General features: G+C 68.0%; 19 protein-coding genes. 7 read left to right on the top strand and 12 right to left on the bottom strand.

The features are described 5' to 3' along the window. Positions 1-36: 36 nt before the first annotated feature. The 3 genes from ACIDOCELLA78_RS88225 to ACIDOCELLA78_RS88215 all read right to left on the bottom strand — a co-directional run bounded on the left by ACIDOCELLA78_RS88225 (position 37) and on the right by ACIDOCELLA78_RS88215 (position 2,497). A complete protein-coding gene (locus ACIDOCELLA78_RS88225; protein WP_201728573.1) occupies positions 37-603 on the bottom strand; it encodes a hypothetical protein in 567 nt (188 codons plus the stop codon). Beyond that, positions 603-1,628: a cyclopropane-fatty-acyl-phospholipid synthase family protein gene (locus ACIDOCELLA78_RS88220; RefSeq protein WP_201728572.1), complete on the bottom strand. Its 1,026-nt coding sequence runs from the start codon at positions 1,626-1,628 to the stop codon at positions 603-605. Before ACIDOCELLA78_RS88220 ends, ACIDOCELLA78_RS88225 begins: the two co-directional genes overlap by 1 nt. 68 nt (positions 1,629-1,696) lie before the next feature. Beyond that, positions 1,697-2,497 (bottom strand): DUF1295 domain-containing protein, encoded by an 801-nt coding sequence (locus tag ACIDOCELLA78_RS88215; RefSeq protein ID WP_201728571.1) that lies wholly within the window; start codon positions 2,495-2,497, stop codon positions 1,697-1,699. A gap of 98 nt (positions 2,498-2,595) precedes the next feature. Between ACIDOCELLA78_RS88215 and moaB the strand changes: the two genes are divergently transcribed. Next, the gene (moaB, locus tag ACIDOCELLA78_RS88210) at positions 2,596-3,135 is read left to right on the top strand and encodes a molybdenum cofactor biosynthesis protein B (RefSeq protein ID WP_201728570.1); all 540 of its coding nucleotides are present in this window, start codon (positions 2,596-2,598) and stop codon (positions 3,133-3,135) included. A 30-nt stretch (positions 3,136-3,165) separates the two neighbouring features. On the opposite strand, the gene ACIDOCELLA78_RS88205 is transcribed toward moaB, so the two are convergent. Further along, positions 3,166-3,675, bottom strand: a complete 510-nt coding sequence (locus tag ACIDOCELLA78_RS88205) for an Lrp/AsnC family transcriptional regulator (RefSeq protein WP_201728569.1) — start codon at positions 3,673-3,675, stop codon at positions 3,166-3,168. 151 nt (positions 3,676-3,826) lie between these two features. On the opposite strand from ACIDOCELLA78_RS88205, the gene ACIDOCELLA78_RS88200 reads away from it, so the two are divergent. From ACIDOCELLA78_RS88200 to ACIDOCELLA78_RS88180, 5 genes are read left to right on the top strand one after another with little or no spacing between them, the layout of a single operon-like run. Then, a complete protein-coding gene (locus tag ACIDOCELLA78_RS88200; protein ID WP_201728568.1) occupies positions 3,827-4,387 on the top strand; it encodes a bifunctional precorrin-2 dehydrogenase/sirohydrochlorin ferrochelatase in 561 nt (186 codons plus the stop codon). Beyond that, positions 4,384-5,175 (top strand): uroporphyrinogen-III C-methyltransferase, encoded by a 792-nt coding sequence (gene cobA, locus ACIDOCELLA78_RS88195; protein ID WP_201728567.1) that lies wholly within the window; start codon positions 4,384-4,386, stop codon positions 5,173-5,175. The genes ACIDOCELLA78_RS88200 and cobA overlap by 4 nt, the downstream gene beginning before the upstream one ends. Positions 5,176-5,179: 4 nt before the next feature. After that, entirely contained in the window at positions 5,180-6,928 is a 1,749-nt protein-coding gene (locus tag ACIDOCELLA78_RS88190; protein ID WP_201728566.1) for a sulfite reductase flavoprotein subunit alpha, read from the top strand. Beyond that, complete coding sequence (locus ACIDOCELLA78_RS88185) at positions 6,928-7,611, top strand: phosphoadenylyl-sulfate reductase (protein WP_201728565.1); 684 nt, start codon at positions 6,928-6,930, stop codon at positions 7,609-7,611. The genes ACIDOCELLA78_RS88190 and ACIDOCELLA78_RS88185 overlap by 1 nt, the downstream gene beginning before the upstream one ends. A gap of 29 nt (positions 7,612-7,640) precedes the next feature. Further along, positions 7,641-9,314, top strand: a complete 1,674-nt coding sequence (locus ACIDOCELLA78_RS88180; protein WP_201728564.1) for an NADPH-dependent assimilatory sulfite reductase hemoprotein subunit — start codon at positions 7,641-7,643, stop codon at positions 9,312-9,314. 85 nt (positions 9,315-9,399) lie between these two features. Here ACIDOCELLA78_RS88180 and ACIDOCELLA78_RS88175 read toward each other — a convergent pair whose 3' ends face one another. Further along, positions 9,400-10,644, bottom strand: coding sequence for a c-type cytochrome (locus ACIDOCELLA78_RS88175; protein WP_201728563.1), 1,245 nt, complete (start codon positions 10,642-10,644; stop codon positions 9,400-9,402). Next, a complete protein-coding gene (locus ACIDOCELLA78_RS88170) occupies positions 10,644-12,308 on the bottom strand; it encodes a PQQ-binding-like beta-propeller repeat protein (protein WP_201728562.1) in 1,665 nt (554 codons plus the stop codon). The genes ACIDOCELLA78_RS88175 and ACIDOCELLA78_RS88170 overlap by 1 nt, the downstream gene beginning before the upstream one ends. A 194-nt stretch (positions 12,309-12,502) precedes the next feature. On the opposite strand from ACIDOCELLA78_RS88170, the gene ACIDOCELLA78_RS88165 reads away from it, so the two are divergent. Then, entirely contained in the window at positions 12,503-13,909 is a 1,407-nt protein-coding gene (locus tag ACIDOCELLA78_RS88165) for an FAD-binding oxidoreductase (protein ID WP_201728561.1), read from the top strand. Between the two features lie 23 nt (positions 13,910-13,932). Here the strand turns inward: ACIDOCELLA78_RS88165 and ACIDOCELLA78_RS88160 are convergent, their stop codons facing one another. The 6 genes from ACIDOCELLA78_RS88160 to ACIDOCELLA78_RS88135 all read right to left on the bottom strand — a co-directional run bounded on the left by ACIDOCELLA78_RS88160 (position 13,933) and on the right by ACIDOCELLA78_RS88135 (position 21,711). Then, a complete protein-coding gene (locus tag ACIDOCELLA78_RS88160) occupies positions 13,933-16,038 on the bottom strand; it encodes a TonB-dependent receptor (protein WP_201728560.1) in 2,106 nt (701 codons plus the stop codon). Next, positions 16,038-17,147 carry an S-(hydroxymethyl)glutathione dehydrogenase/class III alcohol dehydrogenase gene (locus ACIDOCELLA78_RS88155; RefSeq protein WP_201728559.1) on the bottom strand — a complete coding sequence of 370 codons (1,110 nt, stop codon included), beginning with the start codon at positions 17,145-17,147 and terminating at the stop codon, positions 16,038-16,040. The genes ACIDOCELLA78_RS88160 and ACIDOCELLA78_RS88155 overlap by 1 nt, the downstream gene beginning before the upstream one ends. 92 nt (positions 17,148-17,239) lie before the next feature. Beyond that, a complete protein-coding gene (gene gfa / locus ACIDOCELLA78_RS88150) occupies positions 17,240-17,812 on the bottom strand; it encodes an S-(hydroxymethyl)glutathione synthase (RefSeq protein ID WP_201728558.1) in 573 nt (190 codons plus the stop codon). A 222-nt stretch (positions 17,813-18,034) separates the two neighbouring features. Further along, positions 18,035-18,784: a c-type cytochrome gene (locus ACIDOCELLA78_RS88145; protein ID WP_201728557.1), complete on the bottom strand. Its 750-nt coding sequence runs from the start codon at positions 18,782-18,784 to the stop codon at positions 18,035-18,037. Positions 18,785-18,826: 42 nt separating this feature from the next. Beyond that, the gene (locus tag ACIDOCELLA78_RS88140) at positions 18,827-19,711 is read right to left on the bottom strand and encodes a quinoprotein dehydrogenase-associated putative ABC transporter substrate-binding protein (protein WP_201728556.1); all 885 of its coding nucleotides are present in this window, start codon (positions 19,709-19,711) and stop codon (positions 18,827-18,829) included. Positions 19,712-19,863: 152 nt separating this feature from the next. Next, positions 19,864-21,711: a methanol/ethanol family PQQ-dependent dehydrogenase gene (locus tag ACIDOCELLA78_RS88135; protein WP_249675729.1), complete on the bottom strand. Its 1,848-nt coding sequence runs from the start codon at positions 21,709-21,711 to the stop codon at positions 19,864-19,866. Positions 21,712-21,905: the final 194 nt, after the last annotated feature.

The raw sequence follows: 21,905 nt of genomic DNA, 5'->3' as shown, positions 1-21,905 counted from the left end.
GGCAAGAGGCCCCACAGAGGCGGGGCGCGGTTCCGCTCAGCGCCGCGCCGGGGGCACCGCGGGACGGACGGTGGCGAAGGCAAGACCGAGGAAAAATGTGAGGCAGGCGACGCTGAAGCCGTTCAGCGTTGCGAGCGATGCGGCGGCGGCGGCCGGATAGGTCGCGACCGGCGGCATCGGGGCGAGGCGCAGCGCGGCATAGGCCAGGAAGGGCAGCCCGGCGAGGGCGAACATCGTCCGCCGTTCGGACTGGTGGAAGCCGAGCGTCGCCAGCATCACGCAGGGAATGAGGAACAGCGCCACCCCGGAGGAGAAGCCGAGCACGTGGTTGCACCATGCGGTGTTCAGCGTCGCCACCGTGCAGAGCAGGGCGCGCGCGGCGTAGCCGCTGCGCCGGGCAAGCAGCGGCACCGCGAGCCAGAACGGCAGCGAGGCCAGGGTGAGCAGCACGAACGGGCCGGCATCGCGCCCGAGCACGGCCCAGAGATAGAGCGGGTAGAACGGCGTGTTGCCCGCCAGCACGAGGGCGATCGTGTTGCAGGTCGCGGTCAGCCCGTCCTCATGCGCGACGAAACCGGCAAGGGCGCGGGCGGCGGCGCGCATCAGACCGGCCGCAGCCGGTAGTGGCTGACCCCCCAGGACTCGCCGCCGGCATGGCCGAACAGCCCCTCGGTGGCGAGGAAGAACAGCCGCCAGCGGCGCTTCCACAGCGCGGCCTCGGCACCATAGACGCGGCTCAGGATCTCGCCGATCGGGCCGGCGTTGCGGTCGTAATTCTCCAGCCAGAGGCGCGCGGTGCGGGCATAATGCGTGCCGTTCCAGCGCCAGTCGGCCTCCAGCGCGAACAGGTCGGAAAACTGGCCGATCAGCCCGTGGCTCGGCATGATGCCGCCGGTGAAGAAATGCCGGGCGATCCAGTCCGCCGGATCGTCGTGATCGAAGCGGTAGGGGCCTGTGCGGTGCGAGAACACGTGCAGGAACAGCGCGCCGCCGGGCGCGAGCCACTGGCGGACGCGCCCGAGCAGGCCCTGCCAGTTGGCCATGTGCTCGAACATCTCGACCGAGACCACCCGGTCGAATGTCCGCTCGGGGATGAATGCGTTCATGTCGGCGGTGACGACGCAGAGATTGGCCAGGCCAAGCCGCGCGGCCTCCGCCTCGATATGCGCGCGCTGCGAGGCGGAATTGGAGACGGCGGTGATGGCGGCGGCGGGGTAGCGCTCGGCCATGAACAGGCTGAGCGAACCCCAGCCGCAGCCGAGTTCGAGAATCGACTGCCCGTCGGCGAGGCCGGCATGCTCGCAGGTCTGAGAGAGCGCCTCGATTTCCGCCGTCTCCAGCGTATCGGCCGGAGAGCGGAATAAGCAGCTCGAATATTTGCGGCGCGGCCCCAGCACCTGACCGAAAAACGCCGCCGGCACCTCGTAGTGCTGGGCATTCGCCGCATCGGTGTGCAGGGCGATCGGCAGGCTTGCCATGTCGCGGGCGAAGGCGCGTTCGGCATCTGCCGTCAACGAGGCGAGCTTGCGGTCGGTCCGCCCGACCAGCCCGGCGATGCCGCGGCGGGTCAGCGCGTCGGGGATCGGCAGGCGCTCGGCCATTCCGGCCATGGTGGCGGCGAGGTTCATGCGTTCGCTCCGGGGCTTGGTTCAGACCCTAGGGTTACGGCGCCGTGGGGCATACGGATGCACCGCGCTCAGCCGCGCCACCGCTTCGGCCACGGCACGATCGGGCTGACCCGCGCCTGGTAGTCGCGATAGGCGTCGCCGCGCGAGGCCAGCATCTCGCGTTCGAGCGGCGGCACGCCGGAGATTTTCGCCAGCAGCCAGTACATGAACAGCGGCGCGGCGAGGCCGGCGAGGCCCGGCCACCACGGCCCGGCGAGCCCGATCAGCGGATAGGCGAGCCAGACCAGGATCTCGAAGAAATAGTTCGGATGGCGCGACCACGCCCACAGGCCGCTGGCGCAGACCTTGCCGCGATTGGCCGGATCGGCGCGGAAGGCGTGCATCTGCCGATCCGCCAGCCCCTCGCCGGCGACCGATCCGGCGAAGACGGCGAGCCCCGCAAGGGTCAGGCCGGGGGCGAGCGGATAAGGGTTGCTCGCCGCGAGCGTCACGGCAAGGGCCAGCAGCCAGGCGACCGCGGCCTGGATCATCAGCAGGGCGAACATCCGCCGCTCGAACCCCGCCCCCCATTCGGCGCGGAACCGCGCATAGCGCGCATCCTCGTGGCGGATGGCGGCGGTGCGGCGCAGGATGTAGCCGCCGAGCCGGCCGGCCCAGACCAGCACCAGCGCCGCCACCAGCAGCCGCCGCGCCGGCGCCGCCGTGCCGAGCGGCACCAGCGCGCCGACCGCCCCGGCGATGCCGGTGCCGAAGGTCCAGAACACGTCGACCCAGCCGGAATTGCGGGTCGCGCGCTGCGCCACCCAGGCGCCGGCCATGACCAGCATGAGAAAGAGCAGAAGCGTCAGCGCGAGTGCCGGATATGCCATGCGCAAGACATTCATCCGCCCCGCACTTCGTCAAGGGCCGGGCTGCGCCGCCGGCGCCGAATCGCTATATGACGCGGCAGATCAGAAGGAGCCTCGCCATGTCGCGCATCGACGAAAGCCGCAAATTCGTTCCCGTCTCCATCGCCGTGATGACCGTCTCGGACACGCGGACGGCGGAGACCGACACGTCGGGCGACGCGCTGGCCGCGCGCGTCGTGGCCGCCGGCCACAGGCTGGCCGCGCGCGGCATCGTCCGCGACGACGCGGACCTGATCGCCGCCCGGCTGCGCGCCTGGATCGCCGATCCGGCGATCGATGTGGTGATCACCTCGGGCGGCACCGGCATCACCGGGCGGGATGTGACGCCGGAAGCCTTCTCCCGCGTGCTGGAGAAGGAGATCGAAGGGTTCGGCGAGCTGTTCCGGATGCTGAGCTACCAGAAGATCGGCACCTCGACGATCCAGTCCCGCGCGATCGGCGGGGTGGCGGGCGGTACCTATCTCTTCGCCCTGCCCGGCTCGACCGGTGCGGTGAAGGATGGCTGGGACGACATTCTCGTCTTCCAGCTCGATTCCCGGCATCGGCCCTGCAACCTCGTCGAACTCATGCCGCGGTTGCAGGAACACCTGACCGCCTGAGCGAACGACCGGCCGCCGCGCCCCCGCCGGTCAGATCGGCGGCGGGCCGGATTTCATCCGCTCCATCGCGAAGCGGGAGCTGACATTGCGCAGCGGCACGGCGGCGATGAGTCGGCGGTAGAACGCGTCGTAGGACGGGATGTCCGGCGCCATGACGTGCAGCAGGTAGTCGACATCGCCGCTCATCCGCCAGGCGCCGACGATCTCGGGCATGGTGGCGACGACCTCGGCGAATTTCGCGATCCAGCCATCGGAGTGATCCGCCGTCTCGATCGAGACGAAGACCGAAACCGGATAGCCCAGCCGCTCGGGCGAGAGTGCGACCACCCGGCCCTGGATGACGCCGGCCTCCTCCATCCGCTTGATCCGCTTCCAGCAGGGCGTGGCCGAAAGCCCGACCTCCTTCGCCATGATGGCGAGCGGCACGGTGGCGTCGCGCGCAAGCAGGCGGAGGATCGCGCGGTCGATCGTGTCGAGCGCGGCGGGGGCAACCGGCGCCGGCGGTGCCGGGGCGGGGCTGGTCCGGGCTTTGTCGGTCATTCCAAAATACCCTTCAGTTTTGGATTCGTTTTTCATATCGTCGAGTTAAATCAGAAAATCAAACTTATTTTCTGCTGAATGAGCCGATTTCGGAGAAATCTGTTTTCCTGCCCCGGCCGCGTTCCTATACTTCGTTTGTGCAGGAGACACCATGATCCCGATCGCCCTCGACCCACGGCTGACCTCGCTCGGCGTTGCCGGCAACGGCCCCCTGGCGCTGCGCCGCTACCGCGCGCTGCGGGCGGCGGGGGCCGAAGGCGCGCTGCTGTTCTCCGACGATCCCGCCGCCGAGGCGGTCGAGGCGGCGGGGGCGAATCTGCGCCGCGCCCTGCCGGACGAGGCGGCGCTGGCGGCGCTGCATGTGCTGTGGATCGTCGATCTGCCGGCCGAGGCAGCGGAAGCGCTGGCGGCGCGGGCGCGGGCGGCGCGCGTGCTGGTCAATGTCGAGGACGTGCTGCCCTTTTGCGATTTTCACTCGGTCGCCGAAATTCGCCGCGGCGACCTGCTGCTCACCATTTCCACCGCCGGCGCCGCCCCCGGGCTTGCCGGCGTGCTGCGGCGCGATCTCGAAACCCGGTTCGGCCCGGAATGGGCCGACCGCGTCGCGCGAATCCGCGCGCTGCGCCGCGGCTGGCAGCAGGAGGGCGTGACCATGCCCGAGGCCGCGCGGCGGATCGCCACTCTCGTCGAGGAAGAAGGCTGGCTCGCATGATCCGACATCCCGCATTCGCCCCCGGCAGCGTCTGGCTGGCCGGCGCCGGGCCCGGCGACCCCGCGCTGCTGACGCTGGCGGCGCTGCACGCGATCGAGACCGCCGACGTGATTCTGCATGACGCGCTGGTGCCGGGGGAAATCCTCGGCCTCGCCCCGGCGGCGACGCGGCTGGTGCCGGCGGGCAAGCGGGCCGGCGGCATCCACACGCCGCAGCTCTCGATCAACGAGGACCTGATCGCCCTCGCCCGGCAGGGGCTGCGGGTGCTGCGCCTGAAGGGCGGCGATCCGTTCGTGTTCGGCCGCGGCGGCGAGGAGTGCCTCGCCCTCGCCGCGGCGAGCATTCCCTTCCGGGTGATCCCCGGCATTTCCGCCGGCATCGGGGCGGCGAGTGCCGCGCACATGCCGATCACCCATCGCGGTGTCGCCCGCAGCGTGGCGTTCGCCACCGGCGAGGCCGGGCCGGCCGGCGGCGAGGTGGATTTCGCGGCACTCGGCCGCGCCGCCGACACGCTGGTGCTCTACATGGCGCGGCAGAATATCGGCCGCATCGCCGCCGCCCTGATCGAGGGCGGCCGCAGCCCGACCGATCCGCTGGCCTTCCTGCTCGACGCGACGACGCCGCGCGAGCGCATCGTCCACACCACGATCGGCGCCGCCGCCGCCATCGCCGCCACCCTGAAGCCGGCCGCCACCCTGGTGATCGTCGGCCCCGTCGCCGGAATCGGCGCGATGCTCGCGCCGCACCGCCCGGACGCCGAACCCTCGATCCGCTCCGCACAAGGTTGACATCATGACCCGCACCGCCGCCCTGCCCCGTTCCGCCCCCTTCGCGCCCGAGGACATCGCCGTTCTCGACAAGGTGATCGGCCGCGCCTCCAGCACGCAGCGCGCCTGGCTCGCCGGCTTCCTCGCCGGGATCGACGCCGCGAAGGGCGATGCCGCCCCGCCCGCCGCGCCGCCGGCGGCGAAGACGAAACTCACCATTCTGTTCGCCACCGAATCCGGCAATTCCGAGGCGCTGGCGAACGCCGCGAAGAAGGACGCGCAGAAGCGCGGCTTCGCCCCGCGGGTGCTGGACATGGCGGATATCGGCCCCGGCGCGCTGGCCGAGGCCGAGAACCTGCTGGTCATCGCCTCGACCTGGGGCGAGGGCGAGGCGCCGCAGCGCGCCGCCCCCTTCATGCGCGCCCTGCTGGCCGAGGACGCGCCGGCGCTGGAGGGTGTCACCTTCGCGGTGCTCGCGCTCGGCGATTCATCCTATGCGCAGTTCTGCGAGACCGGACGGCAGATCGACGCGAGGCTGGAAGCGCTCGGCGCCCGCCGCATCGCCCCCCGGCTCGACTGCGATCTCGACTACGAGGCACCGGCGGCGAGCTTCATCGACAGCCTGTTCACCGCGCTCGCGCCGCAGGCCGATGCCGGCTCGGTCATTCATGTCGATTTCCACCGCGCCGAGGGCGTCGAGATCAGCAAGGCCAACCCGTTCGAGGCGGAGGTGGCGGCGCTGCACCCGATCACCTCGTCGCGCTCGGAGAGCGAGACGCTGCATCTCGAACTCGACCTCACCGGCTCCGGCCTGAGCTACGAGCCGGGCGACACGCTGGGCATAGCCCCCACCAACGCCCCGGCGCTCGCCGATGCGATTCTCGGCGCGACCGGGCTTGCCGGCAATGCCGAGGCCCGCGAGACGCTGATCCGCGAGCGCGACATCACCACGCTGACCCCGAAGCTGATCGCCGACTATGCCGCGCTGACCGGCGAGGCGAAGCTTGCCGCCCTCGCCGCCGACGAAGCGGCCCGCGCCGCGTTCATCGCCGGGCGGCAGCCGGTCGACCTGTTCGAGGCGTTTCCGCACCGGCTCGATGCCGGCCAGCTCGCGGCCCTGCTGCGCAAGCTGCCGCCGCGCTATTATTCCATCGCCTCGTCGCAGAAGCTGGTGGGGGATGCGGCGCATCTCGCCATCGCCAAGGTGGCGTATGAAAGTGCGGGCCGCGCGCGGCTCGGCGTCGCCTCCGGCATGGTCGCCGAGCGGCTGCGCGAGGGCGACACGCTGCCGGTCCATATCAAGGCGAACCCGCATTTCCGGCTGCCGGAAGATACCGCGACGCCGATCGTGATGATCGGCGCCGGCACCGGCATCGCCCCCTACCGCGCCTTCCTGCAGGAGCGCGAGGCGATGGGGGCGGCCGGGCGGAGCTGGCTGATCTTCGGCCATCGCCGCTTCACCCATGATTTCCTCTATCAGCTCGAAATCCAGGACTGGCTGAAGAGCGGCGTGCTGAACGAGATCGACCTCGCCTTCTCGCGCGACCAGCCGCAGAAGCGCTACGTGCAGCATGTGCTGTGGGAGCGGCGCGAGGCGCTGCAGGACCGGCTCGCCGAGGGGGCGACGCTCTATCTCTGCGGTGACGCCAAGGCGATGGCCCGCGATGTCGATGCGACGCTCGTGCGCATCCTCGGCGGCGAGGACGCGGCGAAGGGCCAGGCCGCACTCGATGCGCTGATCGGCGCCGGGCGCTACAAGAAGGACGTCTATTGATGAGCGAACAGGTTCAGGAGCGCGCGGCGGCGACGCTCGACATGCTGCGCGCGGCGCTTCATGCCCATCACGGCAGGATCGCGCTGGTCTCCTCCTTCGGCACCGAATCCGCCGTGCTGCTCGACATGGTGGCGCGGATCGACCGGGCGCTGCCGGTGATGTTTCTCGATACCGGCAAGCTCTTCCCGGACACGATCGCCTATCGCAACGCGCTGATCGCCCGCCTGCGGCTGCACGATGTCCGCACCATCCGCCCGGACCCCGCGCATCTCGCCGAGCTGGACCCGGAGGGCGCGCTGTTCGGGCGCGACCCCGACCTGTGCTGCACCATCCGCAAGACCATGCCGCTGGACGCCGCACTTGAAGGGTTCGAGGCGTGGATTTCCGGCCGCAAGCGCACCCAGTCCGACCAGCGGGCGCGCATTCTGCCGATCGAGACCGGGCCGGACGGGCGGACCATCGTCAACCCGCTGCATGACTGGGAGCGCACCGATATCGACGCCTATTTCGCCGCCCGGCGCCTGCCGCGCCACCCGCTCGAATCCGAGGGGTTCCCCTCGATCGGCTGTGCGACCTGCACCCGCCGCGTGCGCCCCGGCGAGCCGCCGCGCGCCGGCCGCTGGAGCGGCACCAGCAAGACCGAATGCGGCATCTTCCTCGACCGCGCCGGCCAGGCCGCCTGACCCGACAACGCTAACAGAAAGAGCCCACCATGGCGGATCGTGACGTCATTCAACTCTCCCGCAACGAGGACATCAAGGCGCGGAGCGATTTTCTCCGCGGCACGCTGGTCGAGGAACTCGGCCAGCAGGCGCTCGGCGGCCTCACCGAGGATGGCGGCCAGCTGGTCAAGTTCCACGGCATGTATGTCCAGGACGACCGCGACCTCCGCCCCGAGCGGGCGAAGCGCAAGCTCGACCGCGCCTATTCGTTCATGGCCCGGCTGCGAATTCCGGCCGGCGTGCTGACGCCGCGGCAGTATCTGGCACTCGACCGCATCGCCGATGAGCGGGCCAACGGCACCATCCGGGTGACGACGCGGCAGACCGTGCAGTTCCACGGCATCATCAAGTCGAACGTGCGCGCAGCGCTCCAGGCGATCGACGCCGCCCTGCTCGACACGATCGCGGCCTGCGGCGATGTGAACCGCAACGTGATTTCCACCGCCAACCCCTATCTCTCCCGCGCCCATGCCGAGGCGGCGGAGGCGGCGCGGGTACTTTCGGCGCATTTCCTGCCGCGCACCGGCGCCTGGCGCGAGGTGTTCATCGGCGATGAGCGGGTGCTCGGCGGCGAGCCCGAGGCCGAGCCGATCTATGGCGCGACCTACCTGCCCCGCAAGTTCAAGATCGCCATCGCGGTGCCGCCCTCGAACGATGTCGACGTTTTCGCGCACGACCTGTCCTATATCGCGATCGTCGAGAACGGGGTGATCGCGGGATACAACGTCGTGGTCGGCGGCGGCATGGGGGCGACGCATGGCGAGACGGAAACCTATCCGCGGGTGGGCGACGTGATCGGCTATTGCCCGGCGGATCGGCTGATCGAGTCGGCCGAGGCGGTGCTGACGACCCAGCGCGATTTCGGCGACCGCACCAACCGCAAGCACGCGCGGCTGAAATACACGATCGACACCCACGGGCTCGACTGGTTCCGCGCCGAGGTCGACCGCCGGATGAGCGCGCCGCTGGAGCCCGCACGCGCCTTCACTTTCGAGGGCAATCACGACCGGCTCGGCTGGAGCACCGACGCCGAGGGCCACCATCACTTAACGCTGCACATCGTCAACGGCCGCATCGCCGACCGGAGCGATGCGCGCCTGAAATCCGCCCTCGCCGCCATCGCCGCATTGCCCGGCTTCATCGATACCGGCGCGCTGGTGATGACCACCAACCAGAACATCATCATCGCCCGCGCGAACGACGCCGAGCGCGCCGCGATCGACGCGATTCTGGCGGAGCATGGGGTGAGCCAGGACGTCTCGCGCCTCGCGGAAGGGGCGATGGCCTGCGTCGCGCTGCCGACCTGCGGCCTCGCTCTCGCCGAGAGCGAGCGCTACCTGCCGACGCTGGTCGGGAAGATCGACGGGATTCTCGCCGATCACGGGCTCGCGGAGCAGAAGATCACCATTCGCATGACCGGCTGCCCCAATGGCTGCGCCCGGCCCTATATCGCCGAGATCGGGCTGGTCGGCCGCAACCCCGGCAAATACAACCTGATGCTCGGCGGTGCTGCCGACGGCGCGCGGCTCAACACGGTCTATCGCGAGAATGCCGGCGAGGCGGAAATCCTCGCCGCGCTGGAGCCGGTCATCGCCGCTTATGCCAGGGACCGGCTGCCGGGCGAGGGGTTTGGCGACTACACGCGGCGGGCGGGAATCGTCTGAGCTTCCCTCGGCTGCATCGCAATGAAAAAACCTGGCCGGAGGCTGCTCCGGCCAGGTCGAATTCATGGTGATCGGCGCGGAGTGGTTATTTCACCACGCAGACGCCAAACTTGTCCGGCGTGCCGGCCGGATGAAGCGGGGTCGAAAGTTTCACCGTTCCGAAATCGCTGCCCGGATCGGTGGGAAACGCCGTCTTGCCGGCGGGGAAGCAGTTCGACGCCATCAGATAGGCCATGACATCGGCATATTCCGCCGGTTTGAGCGAGCCGGGATCGTTGAACGGCATGTTCTGCGTGACGATCGTGTTCAGGATCGAGGCGGAATAGCCGTTCTTGGTCGCGGTGGTCAGGAAGTCCTTGCCGGCGATCGCCGGAGCGGCGACGCCCTGGAGGTTGGCGCCGTGGCAGCTCGCGCAATGCGCGGAATACACCGCCTTGCCCGCCGTGGCCTGCGCCATGGTGTAGGACACGGCGCCGTCGCTGCTGGTGGCGGAGACGCGGATCAGCCGGGCGGCCGGCGCCTTCGCGACCGGGGCCGCGGCGGGGCGGATCATCGCCTGCGACGCGGCGTGATGGGTCGCCTTGGCGGCGCAGAGATGCTGCACCATCGCGGCAACGGGCGTGTAGAGCACGAGCATGGAACCTTCCTTCCTGACCATGGCGGCACCGCCGGTGGCGATGGGGGTGCTGCCGAGCTTCACGGCCCGCCATACCAGCCAGCCCTGCGACATGCCATAGCCCGGCGCGCGCGGCGCAGCGCAACCGTTCTCGACCGGGGCGCCGGACGGCACGCCGAGCCCGGTATTGGCCATGGCGCCGAGCATGCCGCCAAAGACGTCATGCGCGCCGGGGCGGCCTTCGGCCATCGCCAGCGTCTGCAACGCCTGCGACACGTCGACCTCGTAAGCGCCGAGGCCGCGCGCGTTGGTGGCGTCCTGCAGGCTCGCGACGGAGGATTGCAGGTTGACCAGAACGCCGTGCAGCATCGGCACGAAGGGCGGCGAGGCGCGGCGGTCGAGCAGGGTGTTGACCTCGCCGATCGCCCCGGCCGGATCGCCGGGCAGGCCGGCGGCGGCGTCATAGGCCTCGTCCTTGTTGCCGACAAGCAGGTTGATCGCGCGATGCGCGGCCGTCTTGTAGCGGGCGGGGCCGTTGGTCGCGTCGTTCTCGGCGGTCATGATCGTGCTGACGGCGGAACGGATATTCGCCAGCACCGCCGCCGCGCGCGCCTTGTCGGAGGTGGGTGCCGCGGCATGGGCGCAAGGCAGAGCGAGGGCGGCAAATGCCGCCCCCGCGATGATCAGGCTACGCGCAAAACCAGTCGCTGACATTACTTCGCCAGCGCAAACATGGTCAGCATGGTGCCCTTGTTGGTCTTCGGCATGGTCGGCAGCATCTGGTTGCCAGCCTGGCCGGACGCGACCGCGACGTATTCCGTGTTGCCCTGGGTGAAGGCAACCGGCGGCGCGATGATCGGGGAGCCGGTGTCATAGCTCCACAGCTTCTTGCCGGAGGTCGCGTCATAGGCGTTGAAGTCGCCATTCTCGAGACCGGTGAAGACAACGCCGGTCGAGGTCGAGAGGGCGCCGCCCGCCATCGGCAGCTTGGAATTGTCGCGCCACGCGAAGACGCCGGTGTTCACGTCGATCGCGTTGAACTGCCCGGTGTTCGGCCCGACGAATTTCGGGAACGCGCCACCGAGGTAGAACTGACCGGCGATGTAGACCACCTTCTTCGTCGACCGCCAGAAGCCGCACTCGTTCGAGCTCGGCAGGTAGATCATGTTGGTCTTCGGATCGTAGCTGCCGCCGTTGTATTCGACACCGCCATTGGTGTTCGGGCAGGCCACGTTGCCCTTCAGCGACGGCGGCAGGTTGAGGTGATACTGCATGCTGACCGCGAGGTGGTTCACCACCTGGCCGGTCTGCGAGTTCAGCAGCCAGAAATTGCCGGCCTTGTCGCCATCGGCCACCAGCGGCATTTCCTGCCCGTTCACCTTGCCGTTGAACAGGATCGGCGGCATCACCGGATCCCAGTCATGCGTGTCGTGCGGGATGAACTGGTGGGCCCAGACCATCTTCGGCTTCGCACCCGAGATGTTGATCGCCAGCAGGCTGTCCGAATAGAGGTTGGCACCCTTGCGCGCCGGGCCGTTGAAGTCCGGCTGCGGGTTGCCGGCATTGGCGTAGAGCATGCCGGTCTTGGGGTTGAGCGCCATCATCGTCCACACGGCGCCGCCGCCGCGCTTCCACGAATCGCCGCTCCAGGACTTGTTGCCCTTCTGGCCCGGCCCGGGGATGGTTTCGTATTTCCACTCGACCTTGCCGGTGGTCGGGTTGATCGCCTGGATCGTGCCGATTCCACCCCAGTCGCCGTTGGAGATGCCGAGCAGCAGCACGGTCTTGCCGGTCTTGGGGTTGGTGTAGGGCAGCGGCTGCATCGTGTAGAACGAGTTCGCGGTGTCGGAGACCTCGACCTTGTCAAACACCTTCTTGCCGGTGGTCGCGTTCAGCGCGATCAGGTGACCATCGAGGGTCGCGAGATAGGCCTTGCCATCGAGCAGGGTGACGCCGCGGTTGGCGGCGAAGGAGATGACATGGGGGTTGTCGGAGAACTGCCACTTCAGCTTGCCGGTCTTCACGTCGACCGCATAGACGTGGTCATGCGCCGAGGTGATGTAGGCGGTGCCGTTCCAGATCACCGGGGCCGCCTCGATCGGGCCGTTGTCGGACACCTGGAAGGTCCAGACCGGCTTCAGCTTGGAGACGTTGTCCGGCGTGATCTCGCCGATATCGACATAGCGGTTGTTGTCGTAGTTCTTCGCGCCGAGAATCCAGGTCGAGTTGCTGGCGGCGGTGTTGGCGTAGTCCTTCGGAGTCGGCGTGGTGTTGGAAATGGCGCCCGCGTGGGCAACCCCGGCAATGCCGGCGACGAGAGCGGCGGCGGCAACGCCGCCGACGAGGCCGCGGCCTCCCTTTATCCGATTCGACTTCATATTCGTTTCCCCTGTTGAAAATGAGGCTGCGTGCCGGGACGCGCTGGCGCACCCGCGACTGCGTGATAACGCTATCATAAGATGTGAAACGATCAAGCTTTCGTGTCTGTTTGGCGACACGCTGTTCCCAAACGGAGCAACGCCGCCACGCGCCGGCGGCTTTCCCCGCCGGGAAATGGCGATATAGTCGGCCCATGCCAGACCTGATCGACCAGCTTGCGGCAGCACTCGGGCCGGGCGGCGTGCTCGTCGCCGCCGACGAGATCGCCCCTTACGGCGCCGACTGGCGCGGCCTGTTCAGCAACGCGCCGCGCGCCGTGCTGCGCCCGCGCGACGCCGCGGGCGTTGCCGCCGCCCTTCGGCTCTGCGCGGAGGCCGGCGTGCCCGTGGTGCCGCAGGGGGGGAACACGTCGATGGTCGCGGGCGCGGTGCCGGCCACGGCGGGGCGGGAGATGGTGCTCTCGCTCGCGCGGATGAACGCGGTGCGCGCCCTCGACCCCGCGGGGCTGACCATCGAGCTTGAGGCCGGCGTGCCGCTGCGCGCCGCCCAGGAGGCCGCGCGCGCCGCCGGCGCGCTGCTGCCGCTCTCGATCGGCTCGGAGGGATCGGCGACGATCGGCGGGGTGATCTCGACCAATGCCGGCGGCAACAATACGCTGCGCTTCGGCAATGCGCGCGACCTCGTGCTCGGCCTCGAAGTGGTGCTGGCGGACGGCACGGTGTGGAACGGGCTGCGCCGGCTGCGCAAGGACAATACCGGCTACGCGCTGCGCCAGCTCTTCGCCGGCGCCGAGGGCACGCTCGGCATCGTCACCGCCGCCGTGCTGCGCCTAGCGCGGGCGCCGCGCCAGTATCAGACCTGCTTCTGCGCCCTCGACAGCGTGGCCGCCGTGCTCGACCTGTTCGCCCGCTTCCGCGACGAGGACGAGGCTGCACTCTACGCCTTCGAATACATCTCCGGCGCCGCCATGGCGGTGAACGCGGCGCACATGCCCGATTTCCGCCTGCCGCTCGCGGCCCCGGCGGCGCATTACGTCCTGCTCGAACTCGCCAGCACGCGGCGCGGCGACAGGCTGCGCGAGACGGTGGAGGCCGTGCTGGCCGACGCGCTGGAGGATGGCGTGATCGGCGATGCGGCGATCGCCGAATCGCAGGGGCAGCGCGCCGCCTTCTGGGCGCTGCGCGAGCATCTCTCCGAATCGCAGCGCCGCGCCGGCGCCTCGGTGAAGAACGACGTCTCGGTGCCGGTCGCCGCCGTGCCCGCCCTGCTGGAGCGCGCCGAGGCCATGCTCGCCGCCCGCCACCGGGGCGCGCGCATGGTCGCGTTCGGGCATATCGGCGACGGCAACATCCATCTCAACGCGCTGCAGCCCGAAGGGGCCGACCCCGCCGCCTTCATGGCCGGCGCCGAGGCGCTGATGGAGGATGTCAACGCCATCGTCATGGAGCTGGACGGCAGCTTCTCGGCCGAGCACGGCATCGGCCTGGTCAAGACCGGGGCCTTCGCCCACTGGCGCGCCGCCCCCGAGCGCGAGATCATGCGCCGCATCCGCACCGCACTCGACCCGGCGGCGACGCTCAACCCCGGCAAGCTGTTCTGACCTGAAGTCGTCGGCCCGCCCGCTCAGAACCGGTAGCGCGCGCGCATGCCGATCACGAAATTCCGCCCCGGCGCCGGCTCGTAATAGGTGGCGTTGCTCGCCGCGATCACCACGGCGCCGACATAGGTGCGGTTGAACAGGTTGTTGATCCGGGCGAACTCGTTGAAGCGGATCGGCCCGAAATCCTCGCGGAACCCGGCGGCGAGCCCGGCGGTGAAATACCCCGCCGCATAGGCCGAGTTCTGCGAATCGACATACATCCGGCTCTGCCACTGGCCGTTCGCCTGGGCATAGAACCCGCTCGCCGGATCATGCCAGTCGATCTCGCCATAGACGCGCTGGTCGGGCACGCCGGGCAGCGCCTTGCCGGCGAACTGGTTGGCGAGGAAATGCGCCTTCAGCAGCGAATATGAGCCGTACAGCTCGAGATGATGCGGCAGATGCGTGTCGATGCTGAGATCGACGCCGTTGCGCGCCGTCTGCCCCTGGTTCGAATAGGCGGTCCGCGCATCCTTCGAGGAGGAGACCTCGATCTCGTTGTTGGTGTGGATGTGGAAGACAGCGAGCTGGAGATAGGTCGCCGCCCCGATCAGGCTCTTGATCCCGGCCTCGAAATTCTGGCTGCTGGTGGGGCGCAGCGCGGAATTGAAGCCCGCCTGGCCATTGGGCAGGTAGGCGAGCTGGTCGAGCGTCGGCGTTTCGAATCCCTCGCCATAGTCGGCGTAGAGATTGGTCGTCGGCGTCAGGTGATAGGTCGCGCCGGCGACGAAGCTGGTATTGCCGTAACTGACCGAGCCGGAATCGTTGGTCAGCGCGCTGGTCACGTAATTGTCGGTCACGCTGAAATAGTCGTTGCTGTGGCGAAGACCGACGACGAGCGTCGCGCGGCTGGTCACGTGTGCGTTGAGCTGCGCGTATTCGGCGACGTTGCGCGCCACATCCTGCTCGTTGCGGCGCAGCGCGCCGATCGCGCCGTAATCGTTGACATAGCCCTTGCGGTGCTGCTGCTCGTAGCCGAAATCGACCCCGCTCACGAGGGTGACGGGAATGCCGGCCACCCGGTCCTTGTGGGTCAGGGAGGCATCGATCCCGCCGGACTTGCGGGCGAGATCGACCACGCCGCCGCCGGATGCGGCGAAACTGCCGGTGAAGGGCAGGAACTGCAGCACCGAATGCGTCGCCTCGTAGACGACGACGCGCATGGCGTTATGCGCGTTGAACCGATGGTTGAAGACGAGACCGAATTGCAGATGGCGCAGCACCTTGCGGGTGCCGAATGCTTCGGTGTTGGTTCCCGCCTGGGTCGGATCGGCGTGATACTGCGCCGCGGTCAGCCCGCCGGGGTCTTCGGAATAGGGTTCGTTCAGACCGTCGACCAGCAGCGTGTAGCTGGTGTCCGGGTTCACCTGCACGCGGAACTTGCCGTAGAATTGCTGGCGCCGGGCGGCGCTGTGCTGGCGATAGCCGCCGGTGTAGAAATCCGACGCGTTCATCATGTAGTTGAACGAGCCGCCGCGCCCGAAGCCCGCCGTGCCGCCATAGCTCGCGCCGACGCGCCAGCCGCCATAGGAGGCGGCGGTGATGCCGCCGCTCACCGTTGGCCGCGCCGGGCCATCCTTGCTGAACACCTGGATCACGCCGCCCGAGGCATTGCCGTAGAGCACCGAGAAGGGGCCGGTCAGCACCTCGATCCGGTTGATGTCGCCAAGGTCGATCACCTCGGAATCGGTCGTCCCGTCCGGCCCGGTCAGCGTCATGCCATCGACGAGGATGCGGATGTTGCGCACGCCGAACGGCGTCTGCGCGCCGAAGCCGCGCGAGGTGATGCGCAGCCCCTGCGCGTAGTCCTGCCGGTTCTGCACATCGATGCCGGGCACGCGGTTCAGCGTCTCGCTGAGGTTTTCCTCCTCGTTGGCGAGGCTGACCTGATGGCCGGAGACACTGTAGATCGACACCGGAACATCGAAGCTCGGCTCCGGCGTGCGGGTCGCGCTCACCACGATCCTGCGGATCGCGATCTCGCCCGGCGAAGGCACGATCAGCGGTTTTGCCACCTGACCGAACGCCGGGGCGGCGAACGCCGTGCCCCCGAGGAGGGACACGGCGAGCAGGCGGAGCCGGCGGGACATCAGTACACGACGACGCTGCGGATGCTCTCGCCCTTGCGCATCAGCTCGAAGCCTTCGTTGATCTGCTCGAAGGGCAGCACATGGGTGATCAGATCGTCGATATTGATCTTGCCGTTCATGTACCAGTCGACGATTTTCGGCACGTCGGTGCGGCCGCGCGCGCCGCCGAACGCGGTGCCGCGCCAGTTGCGCCCGGTCACCAGCTGGAACGGGCGGGTGGAGATTTCCTGCCCCGCGCCGGCGACGCCGATGATGATCGAGGTGCCCCAGCCGCGATGGCAGCATTCCAGCGCCTGGCGCATCACCTTCACGTTGCCGATGCACTCGAAGGAATAGTCGGCGCCGCCATCGGTGAGGTTGACGAGATAGGGGACGAGATCCTCGCCGATCTCGGCCGGGTTGACGAAATGCGTCATGCCGAATTTCTCGGCCATCGGCTTGCGGGCGTTGTTGAGATCGACGCCGACGATCATGTTCGCCCCGGCGAGCCGCGCGCCCTGGATCACGTTCAGGCCGATGCCGCCGAGACCGAAGACGACGACATTGTCGCCCGGCTGCACCTTGGCGGTGTTGATCACGGCGCCGATGCCCGTCGTGACGCCGCAGCCGATATAGCAGATCTTGTCGAAGGGGGCGTCCTCGCGCACCTTGGCCACCGCGATTTCCGGCAGCACGGTGTAGTTGGCGAAGGTCGAGCAGCCCATGTAGTGCATCACCGGCTCGCCATCGCAGGAGAAGCGCGAGGTGCCATCCGGCATCACGCCCTTGCCCTGGGTCGCGCGGATCGCGGTGCAGAGATTGGTCTTGCGCGAGAGGCAGGATTTGCACTGCCGGCATTCCGGCGTGTAGAGCGGAATCACGTGATCGCCCTTCTTCACGCTGGTCACGCCGGGGCCGACATCGACCACGACACCCGCCCCCTCATGGCCGAAAATGGCTGGAAACAGCCCTTCGGGGTCCGCGCCCGAAAGCGTGTATTCGTCCGTGTGGCAGATGCCGGTGGCCTTGACCTCGACCAGAACCTCGCCCGCCTTCGGTCCTTCCAGGCGGACCGTGCCGAGTTCGAGCTTTTCACCGGCTTTCCACGCAATCGCGGCGCGAACGTCCATCGTATCTATCCTCCTGTGAGCGTAAGCCGGCCGGATGCGTTCACCCGGCCGGGCAATGGATGCCGTCCTGGCGGGTGCGACCCGCCGGGCGATCAGGCCGCGAGCTTGCCGTTCGCCTTCGCGACATGGGTCGCGATGGCGTCCATCAGCGGCGGCGACAGGCAGTCATACGGCTCGAGGCCGAGTTCCTTCAAGCGCGCGCGGATGGCGCCCATCTCGGCCGGCGGCGTGCCCTGCTCGATCACCGAGGAGACGAAGGCGGCGAATTCCGGCGCCGACCAGCCCTGGTCGGACGACAGCTCGGTATGCACGAAATCGAGCCCGTAGAACGGATGGTCCTTGTTCTCGATGCGGCCGAACATGTGCACGCCGCATTCGCGGCAGGCATGGCGCTGGATGACCGCGTTGTGATCGACGATATGCAGCTTGTTGCCGTTCTCGACGACGTGAACCTTGTCCCGCGGCACGACGGCGACGATCGAGAATTTCGCGCCTGCCGGCTTCCAGCATTTGGAACAGCCGCAGGCGTGGTTGTGCGCGGTCTGCGAATCGATCCGCACCACCACCTGGTGGCTCGGGCAGTGGCAGCGCAGCGTGCCGCCGGCGAAGCCGGACGAGCCCGGCCTGATGCCGTTATCGATGGACGGATGCAGCGAGATGGCCATGTTTCTGACTCCCTATCTTGGTTGGATCATCCTTAAGCCGATCAGACGACGCCATCCGGGCGGACGGCGCTCCGGTATCGCGAGCCCGCACTCGGGCCGCTCCCGGATCGAGGCCGGACACCCGCGAGATCAGTCGTCCGGTTTCGCGCCTGTTCCTGAAACTCACCCGGGACTTTCAGGAACAGGACAGCGTGTCGGGGTGCGGGACCGCGCCCCGCCCCCTCACTCCTTGGGCGCGCCGGTGCCGACGGCGCCCACCGCGCGGGCCTTCACATATTCGTAGATCACGCGGATCTGGTGCGGGGTGAAGAACCCGGCCCAGCTCGGCATGCCCTTCGCCTTCACCCCGGTCATCGCGACATTGGTGAAGCCGGCCTCGGTCATGCCGTTGTTGAGCGACGCCCGCAGATTGGGCGCGTAGGAGCCGCCCACGGCATCCTCGCCATGGCAGCGGAAGCAGTAGGAGTTGAACAGCTCGTAGCCGCGGAAGACATCCTTGGTCACCTTGTCGGTGCCGGGCTGGAAGATCGGGAAATCGACCTTCACGGTCTTGCCGTTGACCTTGTAGCTGTAGGTCTTGCCGGCGGCGGCGGGCGCGCTCGCGGCCTTCGCGCCCTTGAGGCTGAGAATCCAGGAGACGATCTCCTTGGTGTCGGCTTCCGAGAGCTGCGGGTGGGCGGGCATCGGGATCTTGCCCCAGGTGCCGACATGCCCCTTGCGGATCGCGTTCACCAGCGTGTCCTCGGCGCCGGACTGGCCGGCGAATTTCTGCGCCACCGCGTCGAAAGCGGGGCCGACGACCTTCTGGTTGATCGCGTGGCAGGAGAAACAGTCGCTCCCCTTGGCGAGCTGCTCGCCCTTCGGCATCGCGCCGGCGCCGCCTGCGGCGAAGGCGGCGGCGCTCAGCAACCCGGCGCCGGCGGCGGCGATCACGCTCGCGCCAATGAATGATGAAATCGAACTCTTGGTCATGCGTATCACTTTCTCATGCTTCGGATCGTGGCGCGGCCGGGTTCAGCCGTTGGAATAATTGTAATGACGCGGGTTGGGCAGCAGTCCGACGTTGAATTTCGCGAGCGTCGCGGCGATCTCGGCCTTGTGGGTGGCGATCACCTTGTCGAGTTCGGCGCGCAGCGCGGTGTCGCCCTTCCGCACGCCCATCGACATCGCGTAGGAATAATGCACCGCCGGCAGACCCGGGCCGTATTCCTCCGACGGCACCCGGCGCAGTTGCAGATCGGGGTAGTCCTTCATGAAGGCGCCGATCGCCGGCTCCCAGGTCACCATCACGCCGACCTTGCCATCCTGCACCGCCTGGAGCAGTTCGCGCGGCGAGGCGGCGGGATTGCCGGCGACGTGGAACACCACGGCGTTGCGGATCAGGCCGAGAATCTTGACCGCGGTCTCCGGCGTGGTTTCCGCCTCGAACCCGATCCTGACCGAATGCATCGAGACCGAGCGCATCGAGCGGATATGCAGGTGCTTGTCCTTGCGGGTCACGAACACGTAGGAGGAGCGGTAATAGGGCTTGGTGGCCAGTTCCTCGTTGTCGCCGGTTGGCAGGTTCATGATGACGTCGCATTTGTGCGCGTCGAGATTGAGGGCGAGGAAGTTCGAGAAGCCGCCATGCGCGCGGTAGCTCGCCCAGGTGTATTCGAGCTTGCGGCCCATCGCCCGGGCGACGAGTTCGGCGATCTTGTTCTCGAAGCCCTCGCCGGCGCGGTTCGAGTAGGGCAGGTAGCCCGGATCGGCGCAGACGCGCAGCACGTGAGCGCTCGCGGCGGGGCTGGTCTTGGAGGGCTGAGCGGTTGTGCTGGCCGCGGCGCTGCCCTCGGGGGTGGCGGCGAGGAAGGCGGCACAGCCCGCGAACATCATCCAGCGGATCATCGACGATTTCATGGGTTTCACTCCGTCAGCGTGGCCGGCCGGATATCGGGCCGGTTCCTGTCGTTGCAGGCACCCGCCGCGCGTGGCGGCGCTCGGGCGGGCAAGGCAGAAAAAGCTCCAGCCCGGGCAGGGGAGCGACCCGGGCTGGATGGTCAAGACGCGCCTCAGTTCGCGCTGGCCACTTTCGAGGGCAGCGAGAACACCATCAGCGTGCCGCCAAGGTTGGTGTAGTCGGTCAGCGTGGCGTTCAGACCCACGGCGCCGAGACCGGCGGAGGATTTGTGCAGGTTGTCCGCCATGCCGATCGCGGCCCAGCCGCCGACACCGCTCAGCACCGCCACATACTGCTTGCCGTCATGCATGTAGGTGATCGGGTTGCCGATGATGCCGGACGGCGTCTTGAACTGGTAGAGGATCTTGCCGGTGTTGATGTCCACCGCGCGGAACATCCCCTTCAGCGTGCCGTAGAACGCGACATTGCCCGCCGTGGTCAGCGCGCCGCCCCAATCCTGGAACATGTCGTGGATCTGCCACTTGGTCTTGCCGGTCATCGGGTCATAGGCGATGAAGCGGCCGCGATAGCCGCCCGGCCCCGGGATCATGTTCACGATGGCGCCGACGAACGGGAAGCCGGACTTGTACTTCACGTTGAACGCCTGGTAGCTCATGCACAGGTGGTTCAGCGGCGCGTAGAACAGGCCGGTCTTCGGATCGTAGGAAACCGGCTGCTCGTCCTTGTCGCCCTGCGACGAGGGGCAGATGTCCTTCACGTTCTTGCCCGCCTCGGTCATCTTGGCGGGATCGACGATCGGCTCGTTGGTCTTGGGGTTGATCCCGGTCGCCCAGTTCACCGAGGGGTCGTATTTGTGGATCGCGATCGGGCTGCCGTTCGCGCGGTTCATGACATAGCTGAAGCCGTTGCGGTCGAAATGCACCAGCGCCGGGACTTCCTTGCCGTGATCCTTGACGTTGACGAGAACCATCTCGTTCACGCCGTCATAGTCCCAGCCGTCATGCGGGGTCATCTGGTAGACCCACTTGACCTTGCCGGTCTCGGGGTTGCGGGCCCAGATGGTCATCGACCAGCGGTTCTTGCCGGGGCGCTGGCTCGGGTTCCAGGTGCCGGGATTGCCCGACCCGTAATAGATCAGGTTCAGCTTCGGATCGTAGGAATACCAGCCCCAGGTGGTGCCGCCGCCCACTTTCCACTCGTCGCCCTGCCAGGTCTTGGTGCTGGAATGCGGGCCGACGGGCTTGCCGGTCGCGCCGTCGATCGTGGTGGCCGGATCGATCAGCGTGTCCTTCGACGGGCCTTCGCTGTAGCCGCGCCAGACCATCTTGCCGGTGTGGATGTTGTAGGCGGTGATGTAGCCGCGCACGCCGTATTCACCGCCGGCGATGCCGATGATGACATTGTTGCCGACGACCATCGGCGCGCCGGTCATGGTCTGGCCCGCGGTCGGATGCCCGTTATCGGCCGACCACACGACCTTGCCGGTCTTGGCGTCGAGCGCATAGAGGCGGGCGTCGAGCGCGTCGATGAAGACCATGCCATCGGCATAGGCCGGACCGCGGTTGACGACGTCGCAGCAGGCGACCGGCGGCGCGTTCGTGTTGCGCGGCGGGGTGTATTTCCAGGCGATCTGGTCGGGATGATCCAGATTGATGGCGTAGACGTAGTTCGGATAGGACGTCTCGTAATACATCATGTTGCCGACGACGATCGGCTGGCCTTCGAGGCCGCGATCCGTCCCGGTCGACATCGTCCACGCGACCTGCAGGTTCTTCGCGTTCTTCGCGTTGATCTGGTCAAGCGTGCTGTAGCGCCAGTTATTGTAGGTGCCGGTTGGCATCACCCAGTCATTGGCGTTCTTCTGCATCTGCAGCAGCGACTCATTGGCGCTGCCCGACGTGGCCGCCTGCGCCGAAAGCACAAGCGCCCCTGCCCCCAGAATGCCGAAACTGGCCGCCAGCAGCGACCGCTTCAGCGATTTCGTCCCAAGTCTTGTCATTACGCTCCCTCCAAATGCGCGCCGGCGCCACATGACGACGGCTGCGGACGTTTGACGCGTTACCGGATTCCCCCGGCTGGCATGAGCATAGGCAATTCGCGTGCCAATCGTGCCGGCCGCGCCGGGGCGGCACAAATCCGGAGGTTGTGGTTCCGCCGCCGGCGGATCGCGGCAAATCGGGGTGACAATGTGTA

The organism is Acidocella sp. C78, from assembly GCF_907164655.1.
The sequence above is the reverse complement of the archived record's forward strand: the minus strand, read 5'-3'. Positions and strand labels throughout refer to the sequence as shown.

Bases quoted from the DNA above. Each gene is read 5' to 3' on its own strand.
- ACIDOCELLA78_RS88225 (WP_201728573.1), bottom strand. From the start codon at position 603: ATGCGCGCCGCCGCCCGCGCCCTTGCCGGTTTCGTCGCGCATGAGGAC.
- ACIDOCELLA78_RS88220 (WP_201728572.1), bottom strand. From the start codon at position 1,628: ATGAACCTCGCCGCCACCATGGCCGGAATGGCCGAGCGCCTGCCGATC.
- ACIDOCELLA78_RS88215 (WP_201728571.1), bottom strand. From the start codon at position 2,497: ATGGCATATCCGGCACTCGCGCTGACGCTTCTGCTCTTTCTCATGCTG.
- moaB (WP_201728570.1), top strand. From the start codon at position 2,596: ATGTCGCGCATCGACGAAAGCCGCAAATTCGTTCCCGTCTCCATCGCC.
- ACIDOCELLA78_RS88205 (WP_201728569.1), bottom strand. From the start codon at position 3,675: ATGACCGACAAAGCCCGGACCAGCCCCGCCCCGGCACCGCCGGCGCCG.
- ACIDOCELLA78_RS88200 (WP_201728568.1), top strand. From the start codon at position 3,827: ATGATCCCGATCGCCCTCGACCCACGGCTGACCTCGCTCGGCGTTGCC.
- cobA (WP_201728567.1), top strand. From the start codon at position 4,384: ATGATCCGACATCCCGCATTCGCCCCCGGCAGCGTCTGGCTGGCCGGC.
- ACIDOCELLA78_RS88190 (WP_201728566.1), top strand. From the start codon at position 5,180: ATGACCCGCACCGCCGCCCTGCCCCGTTCCGCCCCCTTCGCGCCCGAG.
- ACIDOCELLA78_RS88185 (WP_201728565.1), top strand. From the start codon at position 6,928: ATGAGCGAACAGGTTCAGGAGCGCGCGGCGGCGACGCTCGACATGCTG.
- ACIDOCELLA78_RS88180 (WP_201728564.1), top strand. From the start codon at position 7,641: ATGGCGGATCGTGACGTCATTCAACTCTCCCGCAACGAGGACATCAAG.
- ACIDOCELLA78_RS88175 (WP_201728563.1), bottom strand. From the start codon at position 10,644: ATGTCAGCGACTGGTTTTGCGCGTAGCCTGATCATCGCGGGGGCGGCA.
- ACIDOCELLA78_RS88170 (WP_201728562.1), bottom strand. From the start codon at position 12,308: ATGAAGTCGAATCGGATAAAGGGAGGCCGCGGCCTCGTCGGCGGCGTT.
- ACIDOCELLA78_RS88165 (WP_201728561.1), top strand. From the start codon at position 12,503: ATGCCAGACCTGATCGACCAGCTTGCGGCAGCACTCGGGCCGGGCGGC.
- ACIDOCELLA78_RS88160 (WP_201728560.1), bottom strand. From the start codon at position 16,038: ATGTCCCGCCGGCTCCGCCTGCTCGCCGTGTCCCTCCTCGGGGGCACG.
- ACIDOCELLA78_RS88155 (WP_201728559.1), bottom strand. From the start codon at position 17,147: ATGGACGTTCGCGCCGCGATTGCGTGGAAAGCCGGTGAAAAGCTCGAA.
- gfa (WP_201728558.1), bottom strand. From the start codon at position 17,812: ATGGCCATCTCGCTGCATCCGTCCATCGATAACGGCATCAGGCCGGGC.
- ACIDOCELLA78_RS88145 (WP_201728557.1), bottom strand. From the start codon at position 18,784: ATGACCAAGAGTTCGATTTCATCATTCATTGGCGCGAGCGTGATCGCC.
- ACIDOCELLA78_RS88140 (WP_201728556.1), bottom strand. From the start codon at position 19,711: ATGAAATCGTCGATGATCCGCTGGATGATGTTCGCGGGCTGTGCCGCC.
- ACIDOCELLA78_RS88135 (WP_249675729.1), bottom strand. From the start codon at position 21,711: ATGACAAGACTTGGGACGAAATCGCTGAAGCGGTCGCTGCTGGCGGCC.